At 49.0% G+C, this 25,389-nt stretch carries 23 protein-coding genes; 10 read left to right on the top strand and 13 right to left on the bottom strand.

Annotated features, from left to right (window positions below):
* Positions 1–36: 36 nt before the first annotated feature.
* The gene (locus tag BBP27_RS04070; RefSeq protein WP_188211975.1) at positions 37–993 is read left to right on the top strand and encodes a cupin domain-containing protein; all 957 of its coding nucleotides are present in this window, start codon (positions 37–39) and stop codon (positions 991–993) included.
* Positions 994–1,092: 99 nt separating this feature from the next.
* Here BBP27_RS04070 and typA read toward each other — a convergent pair whose 3' ends face one another.
* Complete coding sequence (gene typA / locus BBP27_RS04065) at positions 1,093–2,904, bottom strand: translational GTPase TypA (protein ID WP_003746523.1); 1,812 nt, start codon at positions 2,902–2,904, stop codon at positions 1,093–1,095.
* Positions 2,905–3,323: 419 nt separating this feature from the next.
* Here typA and bfr (BBP27_RS04060) point away from each other — a divergent pair, with 419 nt between their 5' ends.
* Together bfr (BBP27_RS04060) and bfr (BBP27_RS04055) are read left to right on the top strand one after the other, a co-directional pair.
* On the top strand, positions 3,324–3,788 hold the full coding sequence (bfr, locus tag BBP27_RS04060; protein WP_036491023.1) for a bacterioferritin: 465 nt from the start codon (positions 3,324–3,326) through the stop codon (positions 3,786–3,788).
* A 29-nt stretch (positions 3,789–3,817) separates the two neighbouring features.
* Positions 3,818–4,291 (top strand): bacterioferritin, encoded by a 474-nt coding sequence (gene bfr, locus BBP27_RS04055; RefSeq protein ID WP_070838078.1) that lies wholly within the window; start codon positions 3,818–3,820, stop codon positions 4,289–4,291.
* A gap of 121 nt (positions 4,292–4,412) precedes the next feature.
* On the opposite strand, the gene BBP27_RS04050 is transcribed toward bfr (BBP27_RS04055), so the two are convergent.
* The gene (locus BBP27_RS04050) at positions 4,413–5,528 is read right to left on the bottom strand and encodes a methyltransferase (protein ID WP_188211976.1); all 1,116 of its coding nucleotides are present in this window, start codon (positions 5,526–5,528) and stop codon (positions 4,413–4,415) included.
* Between the two features lie 226 nt (positions 5,529–5,754).
* Here BBP27_RS04050 and BBP27_RS04045 point away from each other — a divergent pair, with 226 nt between their 5' ends.
* The gene (locus BBP27_RS04045; RefSeq protein WP_188211977.1) at positions 5,755–7,548 is read left to right on the top strand and encodes a 2-isopropylmalate synthase; all 1,794 of its coding nucleotides are present in this window, start codon (positions 5,755–5,757) and stop codon (positions 7,546–7,548) included.
* Between the two features lie 81 nt (positions 7,549–7,629).
* Here BBP27_RS04045 and BBP27_RS04040 read toward each other — a convergent pair whose 3' ends face one another.
* From BBP27_RS04040 to BBP27_RS04020, 5 genes are all read right to left on the bottom strand, one after another.
* Positions 7,630–7,962 carry a hypothetical protein gene (locus BBP27_RS04040; protein ID WP_188211978.1) on the bottom strand — a complete coding sequence of 111 codons (333 nt, stop codon included), beginning with the start codon at positions 7,960–7,962 and terminating at the stop codon, positions 7,630–7,632.
* Between the two features lie 95 nt (positions 7,963–8,057).
* Positions 8,058–8,543 carry a 5-(carboxyamino)imidazole ribonucleotide mutase gene (gene purE, locus BBP27_RS04035; protein WP_003746536.1) on the bottom strand — a complete coding sequence of 162 codons (486 nt, stop codon included), beginning with the start codon at positions 8,541–8,543 and terminating at the stop codon, positions 8,058–8,060.
* 79 nt (positions 8,544–8,622) lie between these two features.
* On the bottom strand, positions 8,623–9,378 hold the full coding sequence (locus BBP27_RS04030; protein ID WP_188211979.1) for a tetratricopeptide repeat protein: 756 nt from the start codon (positions 9,376–9,378) through the stop codon (positions 8,623–8,625).
* A gap of 14 nt (positions 9,379–9,392) precedes the next feature.
* The gene (locus BBP27_RS04025; RefSeq protein ID WP_049322061.1) at positions 9,393–10,061 is read right to left on the bottom strand and encodes a class I SAM-dependent methyltransferase; all 669 of its coding nucleotides are present in this window, start codon (positions 10,059–10,061) and stop codon (positions 9,393–9,395) included.
* A gap of 11 nt (positions 10,062–10,072) precedes the next feature.
* A complete protein-coding gene (locus tag BBP27_RS04020; protein ID WP_003746542.1) occupies positions 10,073–10,258 on the bottom strand; it encodes a DUF3460 family protein in 186 nt (61 codons plus the stop codon).
* A 216-nt stretch (positions 10,259–10,474) separates the two neighbouring features.
* Here BBP27_RS04020 and BBP27_RS04015 point away from each other — a divergent pair, with 216 nt between their 5' ends.
* Positions 10,475–11,827: a polynucleotide adenylyltransferase PcnB gene (locus BBP27_RS04015; RefSeq protein WP_188211980.1), complete on the top strand. Its 1,353-nt coding sequence runs from the start codon at positions 10,475–10,477 to the stop codon at positions 11,825–11,827.
* 104 nt (positions 11,828–11,931) lie between these two features.
* Here BBP27_RS04015 and rpoD read toward each other — a convergent pair whose 3' ends face one another.
* Both rpoD and dnaG read right to left on the bottom strand, forming a co-directional pair.
* Positions 11,932–13,884 carry an RNA polymerase sigma factor RpoD gene (gene rpoD / locus BBP27_RS04010; protein ID WP_188211981.1) on the bottom strand — a complete coding sequence of 651 codons (1,953 nt, stop codon included), beginning with the start codon at positions 13,882–13,884 and terminating at the stop codon, positions 11,932–11,934.
* Between the two features lie 194 nt (positions 13,885–14,078).
* Positions 14,079–15,851 carry a DNA primase gene (gene dnaG, locus BBP27_RS04005; protein ID WP_107791870.1) on the bottom strand — a complete coding sequence of 591 codons (1,773 nt, stop codon included), beginning with the start codon at positions 15,849–15,851 and terminating at the stop codon, positions 14,079–14,081.
* A gap of 329 nt (positions 15,852–16,180) precedes the next feature.
* On the opposite strand from dnaG, the gene BBP27_RS04000 reads away from it, so the two are divergent.
* Together BBP27_RS04000 and BBP27_RS03995 are read left to right on the top strand one after the other, a co-directional pair.
* A complete protein-coding gene (locus BBP27_RS04000; RefSeq protein ID WP_107791871.1) occupies positions 16,181–17,617 on the top strand; it encodes an NAD-dependent succinate-semialdehyde dehydrogenase in 1,437 nt (478 codons plus the stop codon).
* A 378-nt stretch (positions 17,618–17,995) separates the two neighbouring features.
* Positions 17,996–18,208 (top strand): hypothetical protein, encoded by a 213-nt coding sequence (locus BBP27_RS03995; RefSeq protein ID WP_159068337.1) that lies wholly within the window; start codon positions 17,996–17,998, stop codon positions 18,206–18,208.
* A gap of 75 nt (positions 18,209–18,283) precedes the next feature.
* Here the strand turns inward: BBP27_RS03995 and BBP27_RS03990 are convergent, their stop codons facing one another.
* Both BBP27_RS03990 and BBP27_RS03985 read right to left on the bottom strand, forming a co-directional pair.
* Positions 18,284–19,270, bottom strand: coding sequence for a malate dehydrogenase (locus BBP27_RS03990; RefSeq protein WP_188211982.1), 987 nt, complete (start codon positions 19,268–19,270; stop codon positions 18,284–18,286).
* Between the two features lie 121 nt (positions 19,271–19,391).
* Positions 19,392–20,366 carry a PhoH family protein gene (locus BBP27_RS03985; protein WP_188211983.1) on the bottom strand — a complete coding sequence of 325 codons (975 nt, stop codon included), beginning with the start codon at positions 20,364–20,366 and terminating at the stop codon, positions 19,392–19,394.
* 102 nt (positions 20,367–20,468) lie between these two features.
* On the opposite strand from BBP27_RS03985, the gene BBP27_RS03980 reads away from it, so the two are divergent.
* The 3 genes from BBP27_RS03980 to rlmB all read left to right on the top strand — a co-directional run bounded on the left by BBP27_RS03980 (position 20,469) and on the right by rlmB (position 22,296).
* A complete protein-coding gene (locus BBP27_RS03980; RefSeq protein WP_188211984.1) occupies positions 20,469–21,179 on the top strand; it encodes an AzlC family ABC transporter permease in 711 nt (236 codons plus the stop codon).
* Positions 21,176–21,484, top strand: coding sequence for an AzlD family protein (locus BBP27_RS03975; protein WP_003680717.1), 309 nt, complete (start codon positions 21,176–21,178; stop codon positions 21,482–21,484). Before BBP27_RS03980 ends, BBP27_RS03975 begins: the two co-directional genes overlap by 4 nt.
* A 62-nt stretch (positions 21,485–21,546) precedes the next feature.
* Positions 21,547–22,296 (top strand): 23S rRNA (guanosine(2251)-2'-O)-methyltransferase RlmB, encoded by a 750-nt coding sequence (rlmB, locus tag BBP27_RS03970; protein WP_188211985.1) that lies wholly within the window; start codon positions 21,547–21,549, stop codon positions 22,294–22,296.
* A 53-nt stretch (positions 22,297–22,349) separates the two neighbouring features.
* On the opposite strand, the gene BBP27_RS03965 is transcribed toward rlmB, so the two are convergent.
* Both BBP27_RS03965 and BBP27_RS03960 read right to left on the bottom strand, forming a co-directional pair.
* Positions 22,350–23,942, bottom strand: coding sequence for a vWA domain-containing protein (locus tag BBP27_RS03965; protein ID WP_188211986.1), 1,593 nt, complete (start codon positions 23,940–23,942; stop codon positions 22,350–22,352).
* A 251-nt stretch (positions 23,943–24,193) separates the two neighbouring features.
* Positions 24,194–25,252 carry a pseudouridine synthase gene (locus tag BBP27_RS03960; protein ID WP_188211987.1) on the bottom strand — a complete coding sequence of 353 codons (1,059 nt, stop codon included), beginning with the start codon at positions 25,250–25,252 and terminating at the stop codon, positions 24,194–24,196.
* Between the last annotated feature and the right edge of the window lie 137 nt (positions 25,253–25,389).

Genomic DNA, 25,389 nt, shown 5'->3' with positions numbered 1-25,389 from the left:
ATCGTCAAAACATCTCATTTATTGGTAAAAAACACTATGGATATTTTAGATAGACTGGTCGAATTGGCGCAGATAAAGGGCAGTGTGGATGTTCAGTGCCTGTTTCAAGGGGAGTGGTATGTGCGGCATGAGCCCAAGCGTGCGCATGGTTTGGTGCATATCGTAACTGCCGGTTCGGGCTATATCCGAATTGATGGAGAGAAAGAGGCCAGGCTGCTGAGTGCGGGGGATATTATTTTCTTCCCGCGCAGCGTTGGGCATACTTTAAGCAGCGACAGCAGTTGTGAAAATTTTGGTGTTCGCGTGCTGACGGCTGAGAATGGTGCATTTAAAGTCAAGCAAAGTTATGCCGGAGGAGAGGCGGCTTTGCATCTTTTTTGCGCACGGTTTGAATATGAAGCGCAGGCGGATATGATGACGGGACTGCCCGATACCGTTTTATTGAACATCAACCATCCGTCTTTGCAGTATTTGGTGACATTATTGCAATATGAGAGCAGTCAGGCTTTATCCGGCTCGGTGGCAGTTGTGAACGCATTGGCTTCGGTATTGCTGGTCTTTCTGCTTCGTGCCTGTTTGGAGAAAAATGAGGAAGCGCAATTAAGCGGTTTGCTGAATGGTTGGCAGGATAAACGTTTGCGGAATTTGCTTCAGGCAGTCGTCGAAAAACCGGAAGAAGAATGGAATATTGAGAAAATGACTGCGATGGCCAATTTGTCCCGCGCCCAGTTAATGCGGGTATTTAAACAGCAGACGGGAACAAGCCCGCATGCCTTTGTTAACAGCATCCGCTTGCAGCAGGGGGCATTATTGTTGAAACAGACGGCGGATTCGGTTTTATCGGTTGCGCTTTCGGTCGGTTTTCAATCGGAAACGCATTTTGGTAAGGCATTTAAAAAGCAATATGGGATATCGCCGGGGCAATATCGTAAAAATGACCGAGCTGATGAAGTGGCAGTACAAGCGGAAGAAATGCCGATTTATTTTATTTGAGCAAATTATAAAAGGCCGTCTGAAAGTGTGAAACGAAATCTAGGATTTCCAGCACACTTTCAGACGGCCTTGATTTTAAAGCATGTCAATCAAACAGGATTAGTCCAGTTTTTTGAAATGGCGGCGGCGTTCCAACTCGCTCAGGTAGCGTTTGCGCAGGCGGATGGATTGTGGCGTGATTTCAACCAGTTCGTCATCGTCGATAAACTCAACTGCGCCTTCCAAAGTCAATTTGATAGGCGTGGTCAGGCGGACGGCTTCATCTGTACCGCTGGCACGGATGTTGGTCAGTTTTTTGCCTTTTAGAGGGTTTACCACCAAGTCGTTATCACGGCTGTGGATACCGATAATCATGCCTTCGTAGACTTTATCGTTTGGAGAAACGAACATACGGCCGCGGTCTTCCAAGTTCCACAGGGCGTAAGCAACGGCTTCACCTTGCTCTTGAGAAACCAATACACCATTGTGTCGGCCGGGCATATCAGGTTTAACCGGAGCATAGTCGTCAAAAACGTGGCTCATCAAGCCGGTACCGCGGGTCAAGGTCATAAATTCACCTTGGAAACCGATCAGACCGCGTGCAGGAATATGGTATTCCAAACGTGTACGACCGTTGCCGTCGCTTTCCATATTGGTCAATTCGCCACGGCGACGGCCGAGTTCTTCCATGACCGCACCTTGGTTTTCATCCGGTACGTCCACAGTCAGATTTTCGTAAGGCTCGCATTTTTGACCGTCAATTTCACGGAATACCACGCGCGGTTTGCCGACTGCCAATTCAAAGCCTTCGCGGCGCATGTTTTCCAGCAAAATGGTCAAGTGCAATTCACCGCGGCCGGAAACGCGGAAGACATCGGCATCGGCAGTGTCTTCAACACGCAGGGCAACGTTGGTCAGCAATTCTTTTTGCAGGCGGTCGCGGATTTGGCGGGAAGTTACGAATTTGCCTTCAGTGCCGGCCAAAGGAGAAGTGTTGACCATAAAGTCCATGGTCAGTGTCGGCTCGTCCACGCTCAACATCGGCAAGCCTTTGGGATTGTCTTTGTCGGTAATGGTTACGCCGATACCGATGTCTTCGATACCGGAAATAATCACGATGTCGCCGGCTTCAGCTTCTTCCAAAGGTACGCGTTCCAAGCCTTGGAAGCCCAACAGCTGGTTGATGCGGCCTTGGGCGACTTGTTCTTCATGATTCATGACGGCAACGACTTGGCCGGGTTTGATGCGGCCGTTCAGGATGCGGCCGATACCGAGGCGGCCGGTGTAGTTGTCGTAGTCCAGTTGGGAAATTTGCAGTTGCAGCGTTTCGTCCGCGCTGCCGCTTGGTGCAGGCGTGTGTTTTAAGATGGTCTCAAACAGAGGACGCATATCGTTGCTCTCGTCGGTTTCTTCCAATTTGGCAAAGCCCGAGAGACCGGAAGCATAAACAATAGGGAAGTCCAATTGTTCGTCTGTTGCACCTAAGCTGTCGAACAATTCGAATGTTTGGTCGATAACCCAGCTTGGACGGGCAGACGGTTTGTCGATTTTATTGATGACAACGATCGGTTTCAGACCCAAAGCCAAGGCTTTTTTGGTCACGAAACGGGTTTGCGGCATAGGGCCTTCTTGTGCGTCAACCAACAGTACGACGCAGTCGACCATGCCCAATACACGTTCCACTTCGCCACCAAAATCGGCGTGTCCCGGGGTATCTACGATGTTGATGTGGTAGCCTTCGTATTCGATGGCGGTATTTTTAGCGAGAATGGTAATACCGCGTTCTTTTTCAAGATCGTTGCTGTCCATGACGCGTTCTTCGACTTGCTGGTTGGAACGGAATGTACCGGACTGGCGCAGCAATTGGTCAACTAATGTGGTTTTGCCATGGTCGACGTGGGCGATGATGGCAATATTGCGGATTTGTTTCATGATAATTTATAAGGTTTAGCTGGTTGCTTAAAAAAAAGATAACTGGCAATTATAGCACGATTCGCAAGTGATGACGGAATGGGTGATTCAAAAAAATAAGGCAAAAGCAGTTGAGAATAATTCATAATTAAATTTGATTGATTTTGTCGGATTATTTGCTTTTATTTATGGTTAACGAATGTAAATGTTTTTGAATAATGCAATGGATTCTTAATACTAATGTCAAAAAAATATTATTAAAAACAGGGGATTAATTTTTCAGATGGCCTTTTGGGTGAGTTAAATTTTTTGATAATTGTTTGTATTTTAAATAAAAAATTTGTCAAAACCGCTACTTGTGCATATAATTCGCTCATTCCGTAACAACACACGAATCTTCATTTCGTGATCGTCAACTTTTAAAAGAAAGAGAAAGAATTATGCAAGGCAACCAAGCAGTTATTGATTACATGAATGAATTGTTGTCCGGTGAGCTGGCTGCTCGCGACCAATACTTTATCCACTCTCGTCTGTACTCTGAATGGGGTTACAACAAACTGTTCGAACGTTTGAACCACGAGATGGAAGAAGAAACTACTCACGCCGAAGACTTCATCCGTCGTATCCTGATGTTGGGCGGTACTCCTAAAATGACCCGTGCCGAACTGAACATCGGTACTGACGTAATCTCTTGCCTGAAAGCAGACTTGAACACTGAATATGAAGTGCGCGATGCGCTGAAAAAAGGTATCAAATTGTGTGAAGAAGCTCAAGACTACGTTACTCGCGATTTGATGGTTGCTCAACTGAAAGACACTGAAGAAGATCACGCTCACTGGTTGGAACAACAACTGCGTCTGATCGAATTGGTCGGCGAAGGCAACTACTACCAAAGCCAACTGTAATCTAGCGTATAACATACAAGGAGCTGAATATGAGAGGCGATCGCTTAGTTATTCGCGAGCTGAACAAAAACTTAGGCTTGTTGCTGATTACCATCAACCAATACTTCCTGCATGCTCGCATTTTGAAAAACTGGGGCTTTGAAGAATTGGGCGAACACTTCTTCAAACAATCCATCCGCGAAATGAAATCCGCAGACGATTTAATCGAGCGTATTTTGTTCTTGGAAGGCCTGCCTAATCTGCAAGAATTGGGTAAATTGTTAATCGGTGAATCTACCGAAGAAATCATTGCCTGCGACTTGAAAAAAGAGTATGAAAAACATGATGCTCTGGTTGCAGCCATCGCCCTTGCAGAAGAGCAACAAGACTACGTCAGCCGTGATTTGTTGGAAAAACAAAAAGACATCAACGAAGAACACATCGACTGGCTTGAAACTCAGCAGGAATTGATTGGCAAAGTTGGTCTGCCAAACTACCTGCAAACAGCGGCGCAAGAGGACTAAAACACAAACCACTGCCAAATATAGCAGTCCCTGCTCCCATCAACGGCATATCTTTACGGATATGCCGTTTTCTTTTATGAAAATGCTTAAAGGCCGTCTGAGTGTTCAGACGGCCTTGATTTTATTTTGCTTTCAAACGGTATAGATAAGTAGTTTCCTTGTTTCTGGCAAACGCCAAAGGATCGGATTCATCAATTGCTTTTTTATGCTGCGGCTTGGTTTTCAGAATATCGACGACATCGAGTGAGGCCGTCTGAAAGCATTGGTTTAAGAAGTTTTTATCGCGTAAATGCAAGTGTTCTGCCAAATCGGAAATAATCAGCCAGGCTTCGCCGTTTGGATTTAAGTGATGACGTACGCCGTTGAGGAAGGCTGTCAACATGGCATTGTTTGGGTCGTAAAGTGCAGTTTCAATGGCGGAGGTTGGTTTTGCCGGCAGCCAAGGCGGATTGCAGACGATAAGGTCGGCACAAGTTTCGGGAAATAAATCAATCGATTGGATGTTGACAGCTTTATCTAAGCCTAGACGTTCAAGGTTTGCTGTGGCGCAGGCAATTGCTTTTGGGTTGGTGTCTGTGGCAATGATGTTGGGTATGCCTCGTTTGACCAAAATGGCGGCAATAACGCCTGAGCCGGTGCCGATGTCAAAGGCCGTCTGAATATTGGGAGCGAGTGGTGCTTGTGCGATTAAATCCAAATACTCGCCGCGCAGTGGAGAGAATACGCCGAAAGGAACATGGATTTTTCCGTTAAGCTGCGGAATGTTTATGCCTTTTTTGTGCCATTCGTGTGCGCCGACAAAACCCAGCAGTTGATTCAGCGGTAAGAGAAACGGTTTGTCGTTTGGTGTGTCGTAAACATCGCACAGGGCGGCGTAGATGTCGGGTGCGCGTGCATTGTCCAGTTGAAAATTCGGTTGGATTTCGACGGCAAGCATATTGAGCAACCGGCTTTGTTGCGCCTGTTTCATACGGTGGGCATGAAAGGCCGTCTGAATATCGGCTGGTGCGCCTTTCTTTTTTTCAGACGGCCTGCGGATACGTTTTTTCATTGCAGATAAGACTTGCTTGGCATTGTGAAAATCGCCGGTCCAAACGGTTGCAGTTTGCGCGTGGGCATTTTTTAAGATTTCTGCTGCGCCTGCTTCTTGTATGTAAACCGCCTGCTTGGGCGGCTTTTGTGTGCTTTCGTTGCGCCATTCGATGTCGGAACGGTCGGTAGGGATGGTGTGGGGCATAGTGTGTTTTAAATCTGGGAAATAGGGGATTAGTTTACTATATTTAGGATGTGTTCGGTTTGAGAGGGGCTTTTAATAGTTTAAATTAGACAAAATGTATAAAAATTTCTCAATTTTTAAAATTTACACCAATATTTTGATAAAAATAGATTGTCGTTTTGTCTAAAATGAGTATAATGCAAAACCAGAACACAATAATCTTAATCAGATTTGGACAAGGAATATCATGCAATTAGACATTGACCGTTTGGTTGCCTATTTTGGCGGCGTAAACGCGCTGGCCGAAGCCCTGAAACAGCATGACCCGGAAAATGCTGCAACGACGGCGGCTATCTATAAATGGCGTACACGCGGTTCTCTGCCTTTGGCTCAGTTGCAAAAACTGACCGCTTTGGCGGAAGCGCAAGGCAGACCGCTTGATTTGAATTCTTTTTTACAAAAAAACGAATCTCTGGAGAGAACAGAAATGACACAAACCAACCGCGTTATCATTTTCGATACCACCATGCGTGACGGCGAGCAGTCGCCCGGTGCATCCATGACCAAAGAGGAGAAAATCCGTATTGCCCGCCAGTTGGAAAAGATGGGTGTCGATGTGATTGAAGCAGGTTTTGCCGCAGCCAGTCCGGGCGATTTCGAGTCGGTTAATGCGATTGCCAAAATCATCACCAAATCCACAGTCTGTTCGTTGGCGCGCGCCGTTGAAAACGATGTGCGCAAAGCGGGCGAAGCCGTTTCCCCCGCTCCGAAAAAACGTATTCACACTTTTATCGCCACCAGCCCCATCCACATGGAGCACAAACTGAAAATGAAGCCGCAGCAAGTTATCGATGCGGCGGTCAAAGCGGTGAAAATTGCCAAAGAATACACTGACGATGTGGAATTTTCTGCCGAAGACGCCGTGCGTTCGGATTTGGACTTCCTCGCCAAAATCTTTACGGCGGTTATCGAAGCGGGTGCGACCACCATCAATATTCCCGATACTGTCGGCTACTCCATCCCTTCCGTATGGTACGAGCGTATCAGCAACATCATCAAAAGCGTGCCCAACGGCGACAAAGTAGTCTGGTCGACCCACTGCCACAACGACTTGGGTATGGCGGTTGCCAACTCGCTGGCCGCTGTTCAGGCAGGCGTGCGCCAGGTAGAATGCACCATCAACGGCTTGGGCGAACGTGCGGGCAATGCCAGCCTTGAAGAAATCGTGATGGCGTTGAAAGTGCGCCACGACCTTTTCGGCTTGGAAACCGGCATCGATACCACGCAAATCGTGCCGGTATCCAAACTGGTGTCCACCATTACCGGTTATCCGATTCAGCCAAATAAAGCGGTAGTCGGCGCAAACGCCTTTGCACACGAATCAGGTATCCACCAAGACGGCGTGTTGAAACACCCCGAAACCTATGAAATCATGACTGCCGAATCAGTCGGCTGGTCAACCAACCGCCTGACTTTGGGTAAACTCTCCGGCCGTAATGCTTTCAAAACCAAGCTGGCTGATTTGGGTATTGAATTGGAAAGTGAAGAGGCGTTGAACGCGGCATTTGCACGCTTCAAAGAGCTGGCGGATAAGAAACGCGAAATCTTTGATGAAGACCTGCATGCTTTGGTGTCTGACGAAATGGGCAATATGAATACCGAAAGCTACAAATTCATTTCTCAAAAAATCAGCACTGAAACTGGCGAAGAGCCGCGCGCCGATATTGTGTTCAGTATTCGTGGCGAAGAAAAACACGCTTCCGCTAGCGGCTCAGGCCCTGTTGATGCGATCTTTAAAGCCATTGAAAGCGTAGCACAAAGTGGCGCAACCTTGCAGATTTACTCTGTCAATGCGGTAACTCAAGGTACAGAAAGCCAAGGCGAAACTTCCGTCCGCCTGCAACGTGGCGACCGTGTGGTCAACGGCCAAGGTGCGGATACCGACGTATTGGTGGCGACTGCTAAAGCCTATTTGTCTGCGCTGAGTAAATTGGAATTCGGCCAAGCCAAGCCAAAAGCGCAAGGCAGAGGCATGATTTAATGCTTTGAACAAGTAAAGGCCGTCTGAAAACGTTGTAATACGTTTCAGACGGCTTTTTATTAGGCTAAAAAAACAACTCGGTTATTGAAGTTTCAGCAGCCTATCTTGTTCGACGGACAATACGCTGTTTACCTTTTTAAAATAGGCAATGGCATCTTCAATCTTGGTCTTGGAAGACGGACGAATAGCAATGCCGTTCAGGTTTTTGTATTCATAAATCAAACTTGCGCCGGAGGCTTTCACTGCTTTTAGCAATGGCTCAGAACCGGTCTGTGCATCATAGAAGATAATCAGGTTGCCGGTAGTATCTTGGGCTTGTTGCTGAGATGGAGTAGCGTTTGATTGGGCAGGAATACTTGGGCTTTGGCAGGCACAAAGTAGGGTGGAGAGTAGGATGAATGCCAGGGGTTTCATGATGTTAATTTAATTTGATCATTAAACAAGGCCGTCTGAAAAGTATAAAACGAAATCTAAGTTTCCTTTTACAACTTTCAGACGGCCTTAGTCCGTTATGCTTCGGGCAATTCCATGGCTAGAACGGTTTGTTCTTGTTTGGCACGGAAAGCCGCCAATTTTTCAGCCAATTCAGGATTTTCGTTGGCTAAAAGTGAAATGGCAAACAGCGCTGCATTGGCCGCGCCTGCTTCGCCAATGGCAAATGTGGCAACAGGAACACCTTTGGGCATTTGCACAATCGAAAGCAGAGAGTCTTCGCCGCGCAGATATTTGCTGGGAACGGGTACGCCCAAGACGGGGACGGTGGTTTTGGCTGCGACCATGCCCGGCAAGTGCGCTGCGCCGCCTGCACCGGCAATAATGGCTTTGATGCCGCGTGCGCGTGCGGTTTCGGCGTATTCAAACATCAAATCAGGCGTACGGTGTGCCGAGACGACACGCGCTTCGTATTCAACGCCGAATTCTTTGAGAAATTGTGCTGCCTGCTGCATCACCGGCCAATCGCTGTTGCTGCCCATAATAATGCCGACTTGGATCATGAAGAGTTCCTTTTGTTTGAATGGATTAAGGGTAAAAAATATTCAGACGGCCTTAAGGATGACAGGGCCGTCTGAACGTTTATCTTTGTTTTAGGCTGATTGCAGCGCGTTTTGCCGCTTCGCTGTTGGGGAAGCTTTGCATCAGTTTGCGCCATGTGCTGCGGGCAATGTCTTTTTGTTGCAGTTTGTATTGGCACTGGCCGATGCTGTACATGGCGTCAGGGGCTTGCGGGCTGTTGCGGAATCGATTCGCATAGCGGTTGCCGATTTCGATAACGGATTCGCAGTTGCCCAGACGCTGTTGGCTTTGCAGAAGTAGATACATATTGCGGCGGGCAATTTCGCTGCCGTTGCCGCCGTCGGCTTCTTTCAAAATGGCTACTGCGGCGGAGAAGTTGTTGCGCTGATAGTATTTTTGCGCCTGGTTATAAAGGCGCAATTCATTTTGTGCGGCTGAATCTGTTTCAGACGGCACGCCGCCGCCATTGGCCAAATAGTTCATTTTCAGCTTGCGGTCGTCCAAACGCTGGGCTTTGGGTTTGGGAGCCGAAGGGGTTGGACGTTTGATGGTTCGCTGTTGTTCCAATGTGTGCAAGCGTTGGTTTAATTCTTCAACGGTGCGTTCCAGTCGGGCGATTTGTATGCCCAAGTGGTCAATCTGTGTTTGTTCGTCCAAGCGCGGATAGGGAATATTTTTTTCAGGCAAAGGCTCGCGCGGAATATCCGGCAGGACAAAGTTGGCATTGTCGGCAGGTTGATGGGGATGGGAAACGGCGCATGATGCGGCCAATAGAGTAAGCAGTAAAAGAAACAGGGAACGTGATAATGTTTTCATCAGATTGTGTCGTTTTATTTTTTTAGCAGCAGTGTCAAACCGTCGCCGATAGGCAGGGTAATGGGAATAATGCGTGTATCATGCGGTAGGTTTTGGTTGAAATGGCGCAGGATATCCAAGCTGGGCGGATCGTTTTCGGCAGCTTCATTCATGACACGCCCACCCAACAAGATATTGTCGATGGCAATCACGCCGCCACTCCGTACCAGTTGCAAACAGCGTTCAAAATATTTCGGCGTAGGCGGTTTGTCGGCATCGATAAGCGCCAAGTCGTAGCTTTCCGATTCGCCTTGCGCAATCAAATCGTCCAAAGTCAGCAAAGCCGGCTGCAGATGAAGCGAGATTTTATGCGCTATGCCTGTTGCCTGCCATGTTTCGCGGGCAATATCGGTAAAGGTTACATTGATGTCGCAAGCCGTGATTTTTCCGTCTTCGGGGAGGGCGAGCGCCATGGCGGTGCTGCTGTAACCGGTAAAGACGCCAACTTCCAAATATTTTTTGGCATTCAATAATTTGGCCAACCACACCAGCATGGCTGCCTGCTCTTGGGCGATGGCCATCTTTCCCAGACGATGTGATTGGGTACGCTCACGCAATGCGGTCAAAACGGGATGTTCGTGCTGACCGATGCTGTTGAGGTACTGCTGTAACGCCGGATCGGTATTGTGGGTGTTGGTCGTCATACCGATACGGTTTAGTCTTGATAGTAGGTGTAAGGTTTTTTGTTGACTTTGGCCGCTTCAAATTCAGCCTGTTCGGCCGGATTAAGGGTTACATCCCACAGTAAATGGCGGTTTTCGAGGCGTTGCGCTTCTAATTCGGGATGATCGGCCATGAGTTTGTCGAGGAATTGGGTAGCTTCGGATTTGTAGTGGTACATGATGTTTTGCCTGAATCGTTGTCAGACCGTCATTATAGCCGATATTTTTTGTCAATACGTTAATTAATCGAACTTCCATAAGGTATAATGGCACGTCTTTTTTAGGCCGTCTGAAGCCTTTGCTCAATGTTTTGTTCTTTCTACGGCAGGATATTGTGCAAAGGCTTAAGCCGGACAAGTTTCAGACGGCCTTTTTTATTGTGAAAAGAGCTGCTTATGTTAAAAAAATGGCTGCATAAAGTGTTGCCTAAAAAACACGTCAAGTCGTTGCCTGAAAAGGAAATTATCCCACTTGAGCAACACGGTATCCATGCGGATATGTTGAGCTTTGCCGCTGAGAAAATTGCCAAACGCCTGCATGAAGCCGGTTTTCAGGCTTATGTTGTAGGGGGAGCCGTTCGGGATTTGTTGCTCGGGGTTGAACCCAAAGATTTTGATATTGCAACCGATGCCACACCGGAGCAAATCCGTAAAATATTCCGCCGCAGCCGTATTATCGGCCGCCGCTTTCAAATCGTCCATGTGATGATTGGCCCCGAAACCATTGAAGTGACGACGTTTCGCGGTGGCGATAAGGTTCAACAAAATGCGCAAGGCCGCATTATGAAGGACAATACTTACGGCAGCATTGAAGAAGATGCCATGCGCCGTGACTTTACGTGCAACGCGCTGTATTACGACCCGATTAAAGAGGAAATTTGGGATTTCCATCAAGGCGTGGCTGATGTTGCCGATAAGAAATTGGTGATGATAGGTAATCCTGCCGAACGCTATCAGGAAGATCCCGTCCGTATTCTTCGCGCCGTCCGTTTGTCGGGCAAGTTGGGCTTTGAAGTGGAAGAGCAAACGGCTTTGCCGATTGCCGAATACGCAGGCCGTCTGAAAAATGAGCCGGTGGCCCGTCTTTTTGACGAAATCATGAAAATCCTGTTTTCCGGCCATTCCCGTGCCTGTTTGAAACGGTTGAACGATTTGGGTATTCCCGAAGGCATCCATCCGCTTTTAGATGCCTTGAAAACTGCCGAAGCCGCCGACAAACGTATGATTATGTTGGCTTTGAAAAATACCGATGAGCGTCTTCGTGCGGATAAGTCCGTTTCCGTCGGTTTTGTATTGGCGGCGGTATTGTGGCCGACACTAAACGCCATTTGGCAACGCAATCAAAGCCATGGTCAAAAACCTGTCCCTGCGCTGATGGATGCGATGAACACCATGCGCGATACGGTAGAGAAAGGTTGGGGTGTACCGCAAAGATTCTCTGCAACCATGCGTGAAATCTGGCAATTTCAGCCGCAATTTGACAATATGCGCGGCGCGCGCCCGTATCGTCTGTTGGCGCAAGCCCGTTTCCGTGCTGCTTATGATTTCCTGATTTTACGTAGTGAAGTTGGCGAGGTTGATAAAGAGGTAGCTTCTTGGTGGACAACTTTCCAACATGCCGATGAGGAAACCCGCCAGCAAATGACTGCGGCCAATGATCACAAACGTCAGAAACAAAGTGGATCAACCGATGGCAAACCTAAACGCCGCCGACGCCGTCCGAAAAAGAAAACCACTGAAGCTGAATAAAATTTAAGGCCGTCTGAAACCATTAAATCTTTTGAGATTTGGTTTTCAGACGGCCTTTTTGTATTTTAATAAAAACCGCAGGTCTTTCAACCTGCGGTTTGCTTTTACGATTTGTTTTCTTCGCTGTCAAGGAAGCTGCGGAGGCGGTCGCTGCGGGTAGGATGGCGCAGCTTGCGCAGGGCTTTGGCTTCGATTTGACGGATACGTTCACGGGTTACGTCAAATTGTTTGCCGACTTCTTCGAGCGTGTGGTCGGTATTCATATCGATACCGAAACGCATACGCAACACTTTGGCTTCGCGCGGTGTCAGGCTTTCGAGGATTTCTTTGGTTACTTCGTGCAGGCTGGTGTACATCGCAGCTTCTGCCGGCGCAACGTTGTTGGCATCCTCGATGAAGTCGCCCAAGTGCGAATCGTCGTCGTCGCCAATCGGTGTTTCCATGGAAATCGGCTCTTTGGCGATTTTCATGATTTTGCGGATTTTGTCCTCCGGCATTTCCATCAGCTCGGCCAGTTTGGCGGAATCAGGTTCTTCACCGGTTTCTTGCAGGTATTGGCGCGAGATACGGTTCATTTTGTTGATGGTTTCAATCATGTGAACCGGAATACGGATGGTACGCGCTTGGTCGGCGATAGAACGGGTAATCGCTTGACGGATCCACCATGTGGCGTAAGTCGAGAACTTGTAGCCGCGGCGGTATTCGAATTTGTCCACCGCTTTCATCAGGCCGATATTGCCTTCTTGAATCAAATCAAGGAACTGCAAGCCGCGGTTGGTGTATTTTTTGGCAATGGAAATAACCAAACGCAAGTTGGCCTGAATCATTTCTTGTTTGGCGGCTGAGGTTTCTTTTTCGCTCAGCACCATGTTTTTGTTGATTTCTTTCAACTCTTCAATGGAAATGCGGGTTTCGGTTTCCATATTGGCCAGCTCGGCTTGTTTTTCGAGGATGGCGTGGCGGAAACGATCTAAAGCATTTGCCCATACTCGGCCTTTGGCTACTTCTTTTTCAACCCATTCCAAATCAGTAATGGCAGGCAGGAAGTTTTCGATGAAGTAGTCGCGTTCCATACGTACGCGGTCGATGCAGATATCGCGGATTTCGCGTTCGAGCTTGCGGATGTTTTCAACGCGGCTGCGCAGGTTGCTGCTCAAATTTTCGATTTGGCGTGTGGCAAAACGGACTTCCAGCAGTTTGTTGGCAATGGCATCGCGGTGTTTCAGGTAGTTGGCATGTTGGCTGCCGTGTTTTTCCAACTGCTTGATCATTTTGCCGTATTCGCTCTCAATAAAGGCGAAATGTTCCAACACTTTTTGTTTCAGTTCGGCCAAATGGGCAGCGGACATGGCTTCGGAATCACTGCCGGAGTCATCTTCATCATCTTCGTCGTCATCTTCGACTTCGCTGTCGGTTTCGCTTTCTTCATCGTCGGGTTTGGCATTTTCCAAATGACCCAGACCCAATTCGTTTAACAAAACTTCATTAGGGTCGATGATGGCTTCAACCACTTCATCCACACGGATTTCGTCGTTGCGGACTTGTTCGATCAAAGCCAAAATCTCGGCAATCGAACCCGGGCAGGCGGAAATGGCCTGCACCATGTTTTTCAGTGCATTTTCGATTTTTTTGGCAATGATGATTTCGTCTTCGCGTGTCAACAAATCGACTTGGCCCATTTCACGCATATACATGCGCACAGGGTCGGTTGTACGGCCGAATTCGGAATCTGCGCTGGAAAGTGCTGCTTCGGCTTCTTCAACGGCATCGTCGTCGGTCAGGGCGGCGGCATTGTCGCTCAAGAGGATGTCTTCAGCATCGGGAGCCTGCTCGGTTACCTGGATACCCAAGCCGGAAATCATGCTGACGATGTTGTCGATTTGCTCGGCGTCGGACATATCGTCGGGCAGCGCGTCGTTAATTTCGGAATAAGTGATGTAGCCGCGTTCTTTACCCATAATAATGAGTTGACGCAGACGGGCGCGCTGCTCTTCGATACTCAAGGGACGGTTGTCATCTTGGTCTTGGTATTCTTCGTAGTTTTGGTTTTTAGACATGGATTGCTCTCTAGGTTGATAGGATGCCGACGGTTTACGGTGATGTGGCCGTACCTGAAGGCGGAGCAGAGCTTTTTGTTGTGAAATCAGATTTCACTTTAATACTCTGAGGCCGTCTGTAAATATTACGGATGGAGTGTTCTGCGTGTCATGTTTCGCAGCGTGTGTTTAGATTGTTCAGACGGCCTGAGGGGTTAGTTTTGCTTTGCCGTCAAAAGCGACAGCAATAGTCTTTTTTCATTTTCGGTCAAACCGGTTTGAATACTTTTTTGCTTTAAAGTTTCGATTTGACTGTATTTTAATTCATTTAACAACTTTTTCATGCCGATTTGGAAACTTTCGCAATCTTCTTCGTCATCCCCTTCCATTTCTTCAGAGTGAAGGGTCGATAAAAAGATTTGATTGACGGTTTCCTCATAAGGCGATCCGCGCATATATTCCAGCACTTGCGCTGTTGCCGGAATCGTGGCGTGATTCTTGATGGTTTCGGCCAGATTGGCAAGGCAGGCAAAGTCGCCGCTTAAAGCCAGATAATCGGGCAGGTCTATATATGAAGCCCAAGCCGGATTTATCAAGAGGCTGCGTATCTGTCTTTGCACCAGTGTCAGCATGGTTGGCTGCTTGACAGAAATGGGCGGCAGTTTGTAACTTTTTTGTTTGATGTGTCGCTTTGGCGCTTCTTGTCCGAGTAACTGGGCGAGGTTGTCAGGGTCAATGCCTACCAGCTCGCTAAGTTTTTGTTTCAGAAGATAGCCCAATGCCGGCGCGCGAATCTGAGCCAAAAGCGAAGAACTGGTTTTGACCAATTCTGCTTTGCCTTCTTGTGTATTGAGGTTGAGGCCGTCTGAAAGATGTTCCCAAAAGTATTCCGAAAGGGGCTTGCTTTGGTTTAACAAGGCATCTTCAAATTGAGTCTTGCCGTAGGCGCGGATGTAGCTGTCTGGGTCGTGCTCTTCAGGTAGGAATAGAAAATGCAGCGATTTATCGTCTTTTAATTGCGGCAACGCATTTTCCAGCGCGCGCCAAGCCGCTTTACGCCCCGCGCTGTCGCCATCGAAACAAAAATAAATACTGTCTGCCTGACGCATCAGGATTTTGACATGTTCCGCCGTGGTTGCCGTACCTAGAGCCGCTACGCCGTAGCCGATACCGAACTGCGCCAATGCGACCACGTCCATGTAGCCTTCGACCACCAAAATTCGTCCTACCTCTTTTACGGCAGCACGCCCTTCATATAGCCCGTAAAGGTTTTTTCCTTTGTCAAACAAAGGAGTGTCGGGGGAGTTGAGGTATTTGGGTTTGGAGTCGTCCAATACGCGACCGCCAAAGCCGATGACCTGTCCGCGAGGATTGCGGATAGGGAACATAACCCGATGGCGAAAGCGGTCATAATGTTTGCCTTCGTTATCAATGACCATGCCCGTATCCACCAACGCAGTATTCGGATAGGGCTGAAATACTTGCGCCAAAGGTTGCCAACCGTCGGGCGCATAGCCTAAGCCATAATGTGCGATGACTTCCGCACTCAAGCCGCGTTTGTCTAAATAAGCCTTCGCTGCCGGATTGAATTTCAACTGTTGCGCGTAAAAATCCGCTGCCGCTGCCGTTGTTTCTTCCAAAGTCTGCTGTTTTTTCTTACGTTCAGCACGGACTTCGGGATTGTCTTCCTGTCCGCGCACTTTAGGCACCGTCATACCGACGCGATCAGCCAAAAACTGCACCGCCTCCGGAAACGACAGCCCTTGATGCTCCATCACAAAACCAATCGCCGAACCATGCGCCCCGCAACTGAAACAATGGTAAAACTGCTTGGTCGGGCTGACCGAAAACGACGGCGTCTTTTCCTTGTGGAATGGACAACAAGCCATATAGTTTGCCCCGCCTTTCTTCAGCGGAACCTGCTCGTCGATAATATCGACAATATCGACTTTGGACAAAAGCTCGTCAATGAAATCAGATGGAATCATGGTTCGGCAGAAGAGGATGGACGGAAAACATTTCAGACGGCCTTATAAACAGACAAAGGCCGTCTGAAAATGGAATTTCGAATGAGGGTTAAAATGAGTTTTGTATTATAGCAAATTGTTGTCATACATGTGTCCTATCCTTTTGAGGTAGATTATTAATCATCGTATTTCATTCGTAATTAAGATGGATATGATGTCGCTAAAGCAAAGGCCGTCTGTAAGATATTCAGACGGCCTTTGCTGTTGTCTTATTTTGCGATTCAGTTGCGCTTTCATGGCATGAATATGATAATGAACACATATTCCTGATTTTAGAAAGCTAGTTTCTCATGAAAGATTTTGCCCGCTTGCTCAACCATCCCGATATTTCCTTTTCTCCGATTCCAAATGCTATTAGAGTTGATAATCCTGCAACAGGTGAGGCTTTGGCGTTTGTCCGTCAGACTGATTCAGACGGCCTGAAGCTTCTGATTCAGAAGGCGGAGGCGGCACAAAAATTGTGGGCGGCAAAAACTGCGTTGGAGCGCGCCGATGTGTTGTGGCGTTGGTATTTTCTGATTAAAGAAAACAAAGAAGAACTGGCGCGCATCATGACGATGGAGCAGGGCAAAAGCCTGACCGAGGCGCGCGGTGAAATCGATTATGCGGCTTCGTTTGTGCGCTGGTTTGCGGAAGAGGCGAGGCGGATTGACGGCGATGTGTTGACGAGTGTGAAAGCGTCGCAAAAACTGGTTGTATTGAAACAGCCTATTGGTGTTACCGCTGCGATTACGCCGTGGAACTTCCCATCTGCGATGATTGCGCGCAAGGCCGCGCCTGCTTTGGCGGTGGGCTGCGCGATGATCGTCAAACCTGCATCGCTCACGCCTTTGAGTGCGTATGCATTGGCTGTACTGGCCTACGAAGCGGGTGTGCCTCAGGATTTATTGCCTGTTGTCAGTGGTAGTGCTTCGGAAATCAGCCATGAATTTGCTACAAATCCGATTGTGCGCAAAATCAGCTTTACCGGCTCGACCGAAGTCGGCGCGAAAATTTTTGCCGACAGCGCGGCGGATATTAAAAAACTCAGTTTGGAACTGGGCGGCAACGCGCCGTTTATCGTGTTTGACGATGCCGATTTGGAAAAAGCCGTCGAAGGCGCGCTTGCCAGCAAGTTTCGCAACAGCGGCCAGACCTGTGTCTGCACCAACCGCGTTTACGCTCAATCCGGCATTTACGACGAATTTTGCCGCAAATTGAGTGAAAAAGTGGCCGCGCTCAAATTGGGCAACGGCTTGGATGAAGGCGTGAACCAAGGGCCGCTGATTGAGGAAAAAGCGGTGGAAAAAGTCGAGCAGCACATCGCCGACGCGCTCTCCAAAGGTGCGGTCTGCCTGACCGGCGGCAAACGCAGCGCATTGGGCGGAACGTTTTTCGAACCGACCGTTTTAAGCGGCGTTACGGCGCAAATGGCGGTGGCGCGCGAAGAAACCTTCGGGCCGTTGTGTCCCGTGTTCCGCTTTGAAACTGAAGCCGAAGTCATCGCGGCCGCCAACGATACGGAATACGGTTTGGCAGCTTACCTTTTCACCTCCGACACCGCCCGTCAGTGGCGCGTCGGAGAAGCCTTGGAATACGGCATGGTCGGCATCAATACGGGCTTAATCAGTAATGAAGTGGCACCGTTTGGCGGCGTAAAACGCAGCGGTTTGGGACGTGAAGGCAGCAAATACGGTGCGGACGAATATTTGGAATTGAAATATTTGTGTATTGATGTGGCGGAATAAGGCTGTACAGTAAAGGCCGTCTGAAATTTGGTTTTCAGACGGCCTTTTTTAAACGCAGAAAAGGTATCGGATAATTTTCATATTGTGAGAACGATCTTTATAAAAAGCAAAACCATAAGAAACAAAGTTGCAAAAATTTTGTCACATGTTTATAAAATTAGTTTGATAACTATTTTGATGTTTTTAATCTTGTTGGATGTGTATTTCAAGTTTCTAGCAGTAGTTTTTTGAGTGATGGCAGCGGAAATTTTGGATAATACAACCGTGAGCAAGGAAGGATTGTTTTTTTGCTCACACAGTGTGGCTCATATCGATAGCGTGGGAACTTTATCTAGGCTGCAATTTTGTGGTGTGACTTTTATAAAAAAGGTGATGTGAATGTTGAAGAAATTTTTAATCCTGTTTTGCGTAGCTTTTATCGGCGCATGCAGTTCCTTTAATGGGGACGGTTTGTCAAATGGCTCATATTCTCAAGGGAAACGGCTTGATCCGAATTGTGATCATTATGCTGTCGGCGGTAGTGGCGGCGGTTGTACACCGGCAGGTCAATGGCATCTTAAAGATAAACAAGGACAAAGAGTTCCATTCTAGTTTTTAAAAATGATTGTAGAATGGGCATTTAATTATTTAGGTCGTCTGAAATTTGGTTTTCAGACGGCCTTTGTTTTAGAGTAGATCCTGGATGGCTGAACGTTCTTCTTCCAATTCGGCCAGCGTGGCGGCAATACGTTTTTGGCTGAATTCGTCCGACAAATCCAAGCCTTGGACGATGCGGTAGCTGCCTTCGTCACAAATGACGGGGAAGCCGAAAATCAAACCTTCGGGAATGCCGTAAGAGCCATCGGATGGAACGCCCATGGTTATCCATTTACCGCTGCTGCCGAGCAACCAGTCGCGCAGGTGGTAGATGGCGGCATTGGCGGCGGAGGCGGCGGATGATGAACCGCGTGCGGCGATAATGGCTGCACCGCGTCCGGCGATTTTCGGCATGAAGACTTCGGTGTTCCAGTCGGGTTCGGTAATCATGTCTTGGACGGACTCGCCGTTGCTAGTGGCGTAGCGGTAGTCGGCATACATGGTCGGGCTGTGGTTGCCCCAGACACACATTTTCTCGATGGAAGTAATCGGGCGGTTGATTTTTTCGGCAATTTGGCTGACGGCGCGGTGATGGTCAAGGCGCATCAGGGCGGTGAAATTTTCCGGCGGGATGTCGGGTGCGAATTTCATGGCGATGTAGGCGTTGGTATTGGCCGGATTGCCGACGACGAGGACTTTAACGTTGCGATGGGCAACTTTGTTCAACGCCTCGCCTTGTACTTTGAAAATTTCGCCATTGGCATGCAACAAGTCGGCACGTTCCATGCCTTGCGTGCGCGGACGTGCACCAATCAAGAGGGCGATGTCGGCATCTTTGAAGGCGACTTCGGGGTCGTCTGTGGCGAAGATGTCGGCAAGGAGCGGGAAGGCGCAATCCTGCATTTCCATAATCACGCCGCGCAATGCCTGTTGTGCCTGCGGCAAGTCGAGCAGCTGCAGGATAACGGGTTGGTCGCGTCCGAGCATGATGCCGCCGGCGATACGGAAGAGGGTGGCGTAGGCGATTTGGCCTGCCGCTCCGGTAACGGCGATTCGGACGGGTGGCTTGAGAGTCATATTTTTCCTTTTGAAGTCTTTGTTTTACTTGATTTTCGGATTATAGCAGTATTATGGGGAGAATGATGTAGTAAGGCCGTCTGAAATTTGATTTTCAGATGGCCTTAAGTGTTTGAAAAGATTATTCGCCGTTTTTCTTTTCGGCTTGTTCTTCTGCTGCTTCATAGGCTTCGACGATTTTTTGCACCAAAGGATGGCGGACGACGTCTTCGCTGGTGAAAGTGTGGAAATACAGGCCTTCTACATCGCGCAGTTTTTCGCGTGCATCTTTCAAGCCGGATTTGATGTTGCGCGGCAGGTCGATTTGGCTGATGTCGCCGGTAATGACTGCTTTGGCACCGAAGCCGATACGGGTCAGGAACATTTTCATTTGTTCGGGCGTGGTGTTTTGCGCTTCATCCAAAATGACATACGCGCCATTTAAGGTGCGGCCGCGCATATAGGCCAGCGGCGCAATTTCAATCAAACCTTTTTCCATCAGTTTGGTTACGCGGTCGAAACCCATCAAATCATACAGTGCATCGTAAAGCGGTCGCAGGTAGGGATCGACTTTTTGTGCCAAATCGCCCGGTAGGAAGCCTAACTTTTCGCCTGCTTCAACTGCAGGGCGTACCAAAACGATGCGTTCGATTTGGTGTTTTTCCATGGCATCGACTGCGGCGGCAACGGCAAGATAGGTCTTACCTGTACCGGCTGGGCCTAAGCCGAACACGACATCGTGGTTGAGCAAGGCGCGGATATAGCCGTTTTGGCGCGGGGTGCGGCCGCCGATGCTGCCGCGTTTGGTGCGGAAATAGTATTGTTGGTCGTGGTGTTTTTCTTCGTGTTTTTCATCTGCGGTTTTGGCTTCAACGGCCGCTAGGCTGATGGCGTTGTCGTCTAAGTCGCCTTTTTCTGCGGCTTCGGCAAGCGACAGCAAGGCACGACGGCCGGCGTGTGCCAGTTCGCCCATGAAGGTGAAATGTTCAAAGCGGCGGCTGATTTGGATATCAAGGGCTTTGCCTAAGGCTTCGAGATTGCTGTCGAGCGCGCCGCACAGGCATTGCAACACGGTATTGTCAATTTCTTCAAACTGCAGATGGACGGTGTGGGTCATATCGGTTTCCGTAAATAAATCTAATTTTTCCGTATTATACCCTTGTTCAGACGGCCTGATTTATAATACGTCGCTTCTTTTTAATAAACCGTTTCAATCAAAATGAATCACACTGCTTCACCTCAATCGGAATTTCTGCGCGGTATCAAAGAATGTTCCCCCATGCTGATCGGCTTGTTGCCGTGGGCGCTGATTTTGGGCATGCAGGGCGGGCAAAAGGGCATGAGTTGGCTGGAAATGCTGTTGATGACGGGCATGAACTTTGCCGGAGGTTCGGAATTTGCCGCAGTCAATTTGTGGGCAAATCCTTTGCCGATTATGCTGATTGCAACGGTTACATTTATGATTAATTCGCGCCATATCCTGATGGGTGCGGCGATTGCGCCGTATATGAGGGATATGCCGCTGAAAAAGGCGATGCCCGCGCTGTTTTTTATGTGTGATGAAAGCTGGGCAATGGCGTTTGCTGAAATTCAAAAGCGTAAGGCGGCAGGTTTGCCTGCATTCAATATGCCGTTTTATGCCGGCGTGTGTTTTATTTTGTATGTAATGTGGATTGGTTTTGCAGCATTTGGTGCGGCAGTCGGCCCGATGTTCGGCGATGTAGCGGCTTGGGGCTTCGGCATGGCGTTTCCAGCAGTGTTTTTGGTGTTGCTGCGCGGGATGTGGAAGAGCTTTGCGGCTTCGCGCCCTTGGTTTGTCAGCCTGATTGTGGCGTGCGCAACTTATTTGACCGTGGATGGCGCATGGTATGTTCCGGCCGGGACGTTGTCGGGCTTGTTGGCGGTGTATGTGTGGGGAGAGCAAAAATGAAGGATTTGTTGTCGCTGCAATCGTTTTTGCTGTTTTTAAGCATGTTGGCCGTTACTTATTCAACCCGATTAATCGGCTTTTTTGCATTGCGCAACCGTACATTGAGCCGTCGTGCGCAAGTGGTGATGGAGGCTGCGCCGGGTTGCGTGTTGATTTCGGTGATTGCGCCTTATTTTGTGTCGGACAAACCGCATGAGCTGATTGCCATTGCTTTGACGGTATTGGCCGCCAGCCGGTTTTCGATGTTGGTAACGGTATTAATCGGGGTCGGTACTTCGGGCATACTCGGTTATTTGATGAAATAAAAAATTTTCAGACGGCCTTACTTGTTATAATGGCCGTCTGAATTTTTTGATAAAGCAAAAACATGGTAAACCAACGACTCATCTATGGCTTTCACGCCGTCAATGCCCGTTTGTGGCAAAATCCGAAATCGATTACCGAACTCTATATCCAAGAGGGCAAATCCGATGCGCGCACCCGCGATGTATTGGATAAAGCGGCCTCTGAAAACGTGCGCGTGCATTTTGCCGATGCCGACCGCCTGAATGCCATCAGCAAAGGGGCGCGTCATCAGGGCGTGGTCGGGTTTATCGATGCTTCCAAAAACCATGTTCACTTGGAAGATGTGTTGGAAAACCTGAGCGAACCGCCGTTTTTGCTGGTATTGGACGGCATTACCGATCCGCACAACCTCGGCGCGTGCCTGCGTACTGCCGATGCGATGGGCGTGCATGCCGTAATTGCGCCCAAAGACAAAAGCGCCGGCCTGAATGCGACCGTCAGCAAAGTTGCCTGTGGCGCGGCGGAAACCGTGCCGTATATTACCGTAACCAATCTTGCCCGTACTTTGCGTGAGCTGAAAGAATACGGCATTTGGATTGTCGGCACGGACATGGGCGGCGACTCCGACCTTTACCACTGCGACTTGCCCGACAGCGTGGCTTGGGTAATGGGCAACGAAGGCGAAGGTATGCGCCGCCTGACGCGGGAACATTGCGATATGCTGGTATCGATTCCGATGTTCGGCACGGTAGAAAGCATGAACGTTTCCGTCAGCGCGGGCATGGTATTGAGCGAAACCCGCCGTCAACGCGTGTTGAAATCGGAAAAATAAAAAGTTTAATTAAAAGGCCGTCTGAATGTTCTTCAGACGGCCTTTTTCAGGTTTTATTCTTTAACCAAAGGACCTGATTTCTTTTCGCTACCGGCGGCAATGCGTACCAATTGGAGAAATTCCGATTTCAGTTCAAACGGATCGTCGCCTTGGACTTTCTGTACCATTTTTTCAATGTCGCTCCAGCCAAGTTTGCCGTTGTATTCGCCGCCGCGCAGGGCTTGGGCATAGGAAGCCGCGGCAAGGGCGAGCAGGGTGTCTTTATCGGCTTTCTCCAGCGGTTTGCTACCAACGGGAATTGCGTGTTCCATCAGCTTGCTGTCTTTTTCCCCAGGCAGTTTGTAGCGTACTTTGACAAAGGCGTATTCGTTTTTACTGCCTTTGGCGGCCGGGGCTTTTTGATAGCGTGATTCGTTCAGCCAACCGTTTTTGCCTGCCGGAATGATTTCATAGATGGCGGTCACGCTGTGGCCTGAGCCGATGTCGCCCGCATCTACTTTGTCATTATTGAAGTCTTCATTGCGCAGGGTGCGGTTGGTGTAGCCGACCAAGCGGTATTCTTTGACAGTGGCAGGATTGAATTCGACTTGGATTTTGACATCTTGTGCAACGGTGGCGAGTGTGGAAGTCAGTTGTTGCTGCAGAACTTTTTTCGCTTCTTTTTCGTTGTCGATATAGCTGTAATTGCCGTCGCCTGCATCGGCAATTTGTTCCATCATGTCTTCGTTGTAATTGTCCGTACCGAAGCCTAGCGTACTGAGTGAAACGCCAGTTTTACGCTTTTCGGCAACCATGGATTTGAGGGTTTCGGTATCAGATACGCCAACGTTAAAGTCGCCATCGGTCGCCAGCAGGATACGGTTGATGCCGTTGGGTACAAAGGCTTTTTGCGCTTGCTCGTAGGCCATGCGTAAAGCGGATTCACCCGAAGTCGAGCCTTCAGCTTTCAGTTTGTCGATGGCCTTCAGGATGGTTTCTTTATCTGAACCTGATGTGGGAGGAAGCACCAGCTCTTCGCCTGAAGAATAGGTAATCAGGGTAACTTTGTCCTGAGGCCGTAATTGTTGGGTCAAGATACGCAGCGTTTTTTGAACCAATGGAAGTTTATTTTCTTCATCCATACTGCCGGATACGTCCACGAGGAACACAAGATTGGCAGGCGGCAGGTCTTTCTTTGCCGTGTCTTGTGCTTGGATACCGATTTTGATCAGCTTGGCTTCCGGTTGCCATGGAGAATCAATGGTTTCAGTGTGAACAGCAAATGGACGGCCGTCAGTAGGCAGTGGATAGTTATAAGGGAAATAATTGACGATTTCCTCAATCCGTACAGCATCTTTGGGCGGCTGTTTGCCGCTGTTCAGAAATCGGCGGACGTTGGCGTAGCTGCCGGTATCGACATCGATGCTGAATGTGGAAACAGGTTCTTGAGCAACGGATTTGACCGGTTGGTCGGGTTGGTCTTGGTAGCGTTCGGTGTTTCGAACCTTGACAGTAGGTGTTTTAACCTTCTGTATGGCAACAATTTGGCTTTCCTTGAATCCTAGAGAGGGTCCAAAAGAGGGATTTGAGTATTCTTTTGATTCAGAACACGCAGTCAAGGCTGCCAAAGTGAGTATGGAAACGGTTTTTAGGAAGAAACGGGGCATGATTCAAGCTCCATAGAAATATCTCATGCTGATTGTTAAAAGTGTTGATAGCAGTGTATTGGCAGAGTTAACACTGGCGCTGAGTCACTTTTTTTGAATTTTAATGTGTGAATAGTGGGTTAAGTTTAAATCAGGACAAGGCGGAGCAATGCAGCACTGGTCTAAACTTAACCCACTATGTTTATGACTTGGGCAAGATTTTGTCGGGCTGAGACGATTTTGTAAAGGTCTCAGCCCCGATTTATCTTACATTAACTTTTCTTCCGGCGGCGTTCGCCCGGCAGCAGCATATCCGCCCATTTGATGATGTTGGCGACTTCTGCCGGATTGAGCTCGTAGAACTGGCCGCGTTTAAGGCGGTTGGGTAGGCCGATAGGGCCGAAGCCGACGCGCACGAGGCGACTGACGGTGAGGCCTTGGCTTTCAAAAATGCGGCGTACTTCGCGGTTGCGGCCTTCTTTGATGACGACGTTGTACCATTTGTTTGCGCCTTCGCCGCCTTGTTCGTAGATGCGTTCGACTTTTGCCAAACCGTCTTCGAGCATGACGCCTTCTTCGGTCAGGACGCGCATTTGTTCGGTGGTCAACTCGCCCAATACGCGCACGGCGTATTCGCGTTCGACTTCAAAGCTGGGGTGGGCAAAGCGTTGAACCAGTTCGCCTGAAGTGGTCAGGATCAACAGGCCACTGGTATTGATGTCCAAACGGCCGATGGCTACCCAGCGGCTGCTGGCTGCTTGCGGCAGGCGGTCGAAGATGCTGACGCGGCCTTGCGGGTCGTCGCGGGAAACGATTTCGCCTTCTTGTTTGTAGTAGAGGATGATGCGCGGCAGGCGGTCGGCCCATTTGAGTTTGATGATGCTGCCTTTGACGGTAACGTGGTCGTCGGGGGTGACTTTGTCGCCCAGTTGGGCGACGCGGCCGTTGACCGTTACCCAGCCGTTGCTGATCCATTCTTCCATTTCGCGACGAGAGCCGACGCCGGAAGCGGCCAGGACTTTTTGTAGGCGCTCGGGTTCGAAGCGGGAAAGGTCGCTGCGGCGTTCTTTCAAATCGCGGGCGTGTTCCATGATTTTTTGGTTAGGGTTGCGGACAACCAGTTTTTTGGCTTTAGCAGCACGTTGTTTGGGCGCGGTATTTTGAGCTTTAGTGCCGTCTGAAACTTTTTGGCCGTAAGATTTGCCAGATGTTTTGCGTTCGTTGTCTGGACGTTTTTTATTGGCAAAGGATTTGGCCGGTTTGGAAGGTTTTTTGGCGGTAGATGATACGCCGTCGCGCCATTGGCGTTTGCTGGAAGGCTGTTTGGACATGATTTTTCCTAACTCGCTTGAAAAAGCGGTTCTTCTGCGGCGGTTGCGGCAGGGGTTGGATTGGGGAAAAAGGCCGTCTGAAAATCAGATTCAGACGGCCTGCCGATGAAAGGCTGTATTGTAACTCAACCAGTAAT

The organism is Neisseria sp. RH3002v2g (assembly GCF_014596425.2).
In the GTDB taxonomy this organism is placed as follows: domain Bacteria; phylum Pseudomonadota; class Gammaproteobacteria; order Burkholderiales; family Neisseriaceae; genus Neisseria.
Note: the sequence above shows the minus strand (reverse complement) of the source record. Positions and strands in the feature narration are given on the sequence as shown.

Excerpts from the sequence above, each read along its gene's own strand:
- BBP27_RS04070 (WP_188211975.1), top strand. The coding sequence starts at position 37 with ATGGATATTTTAGATAGACTGGTCGAATTGGCGCAGATAAAGGGCAGT.
- typA (WP_003746523.1), bottom strand. The coding sequence starts at position 2,904 with ATGAAACAAATCCGCAATATTGCCATCATCGCCCACGTCGACCATGGC.
- bfr (WP_036491023.1), top strand. The coding sequence starts at position 3,324 with ATGCAAGGCAACCAAGCAGTTATTGATTACATGAATGAATTGTTGTCC.
- bfr (WP_070838078.1), top strand. The coding sequence starts at position 3,818 with ATGAGAGGCGATCGCTTAGTTATTCGCGAGCTGAACAAAAACTTAGGC.
- BBP27_RS04050 (WP_188211976.1), bottom strand. The coding sequence starts at position 5,528 with ATGCCCCACACCATCCCTACCGACCGTTCCGACATCGAATGGCGCAAC.
- BBP27_RS04045 (WP_188211977.1), top strand. The coding sequence starts at position 5,755 with ATGCAATTAGACATTGACCGTTTGGTTGCCTATTTTGGCGGCGTAAAC.
- BBP27_RS04040 (WP_188211978.1), bottom strand. The coding sequence starts at position 7,962 with ATGAAACCCCTGGCATTCATCCTACTCTCCACCCTACTTTGTGCCTGC.
- purE (WP_003746536.1), bottom strand. The coding sequence starts at position 8,543 with ATGATCCAAGTCGGCATTATTATGGGCAGCAACAGCGATTGGCCGGTG.
- BBP27_RS04030 (WP_188211979.1), bottom strand. The coding sequence starts at position 9,378 with ATGAAAACATTATCACGTTCCCTGTTTCTTTTACTGCTTACTCTATTG.
- BBP27_RS04025 (WP_049322061.1), bottom strand. The coding sequence starts at position 10,061 with ATGACGACCAACACCCACAATACCGATCCGGCGTTACAGCAGTACCTC.
- BBP27_RS04020 (WP_003746542.1), bottom strand. The coding sequence starts at position 10,258 with ATGTACCACTACAAATCCGAAGCTACCCAATTCCTCGACAAACTCATG.
- BBP27_RS04015 (WP_188211980.1), top strand. The coding sequence starts at position 10,475 with ATGTTAAAAAAATGGCTGCATAAAGTGTTGCCTAAAAAACACGTCAAG.
- rpoD (WP_188211981.1), bottom strand. The coding sequence starts at position 13,884 with ATGTCTAAAAACCAAAACTACGAAGAATACCAAGACCAAGATGACAAC.
- dnaG (WP_107791870.1), bottom strand. The coding sequence starts at position 15,851 with ATGATTCCATCTGATTTCATTGACGAGCTTTTGTCCAAAGTCGATATT.
- BBP27_RS04000 (WP_107791871.1), top strand. The coding sequence starts at position 16,181 with ATGAAAGATTTTGCCCGCTTGCTCAACCATCCCGATATTTCCTTTTCT.
- BBP27_RS03995 (WP_159068337.1), top strand. The coding sequence starts at position 17,996 with ATGTTGAAGAAATTTTTAATCCTGTTTTGCGTAGCTTTTATCGGCGCA.
- BBP27_RS03990 (WP_188211982.1), bottom strand. The coding sequence starts at position 19,270 with ATGACTCTCAAGCCACCCGTCCGAATCGCCGTTACCGGAGCGGCAGGC.
- BBP27_RS03985 (WP_188211983.1), bottom strand. The coding sequence starts at position 20,366 with ATGACCCACACCGTCCATCTGCAGTTTGAAGAAATTGACAATACCGTG.
- BBP27_RS03980 (WP_188211984.1), top strand. The coding sequence starts at position 20,469 with ATGAATCACACTGCTTCACCTCAATCGGAATTTCTGCGCGGTATCAAA.
- BBP27_RS03975 (WP_003680717.1), top strand. The coding sequence starts at position 21,176 with ATGAAGGATTTGTTGTCGCTGCAATCGTTTTTGCTGTTTTTAAGCATG.
- rlmB (WP_188211985.1), top strand. The coding sequence starts at position 21,547 with ATGGTAAACCAACGACTCATCTATGGCTTTCACGCCGTCAATGCCCGT.
- BBP27_RS03965 (WP_188211986.1), bottom strand. The coding sequence starts at position 23,942 with ATGCCCCGTTTCTTCCTAAAAACCGTTTCCATACTCACTTTGGCAGCC.
- BBP27_RS03960 (WP_188211987.1), bottom strand. The coding sequence starts at position 25,252 with ATGTCCAAACAGCCTTCCAGCAAACGCCAATGGCGCGACGGCGTATCA.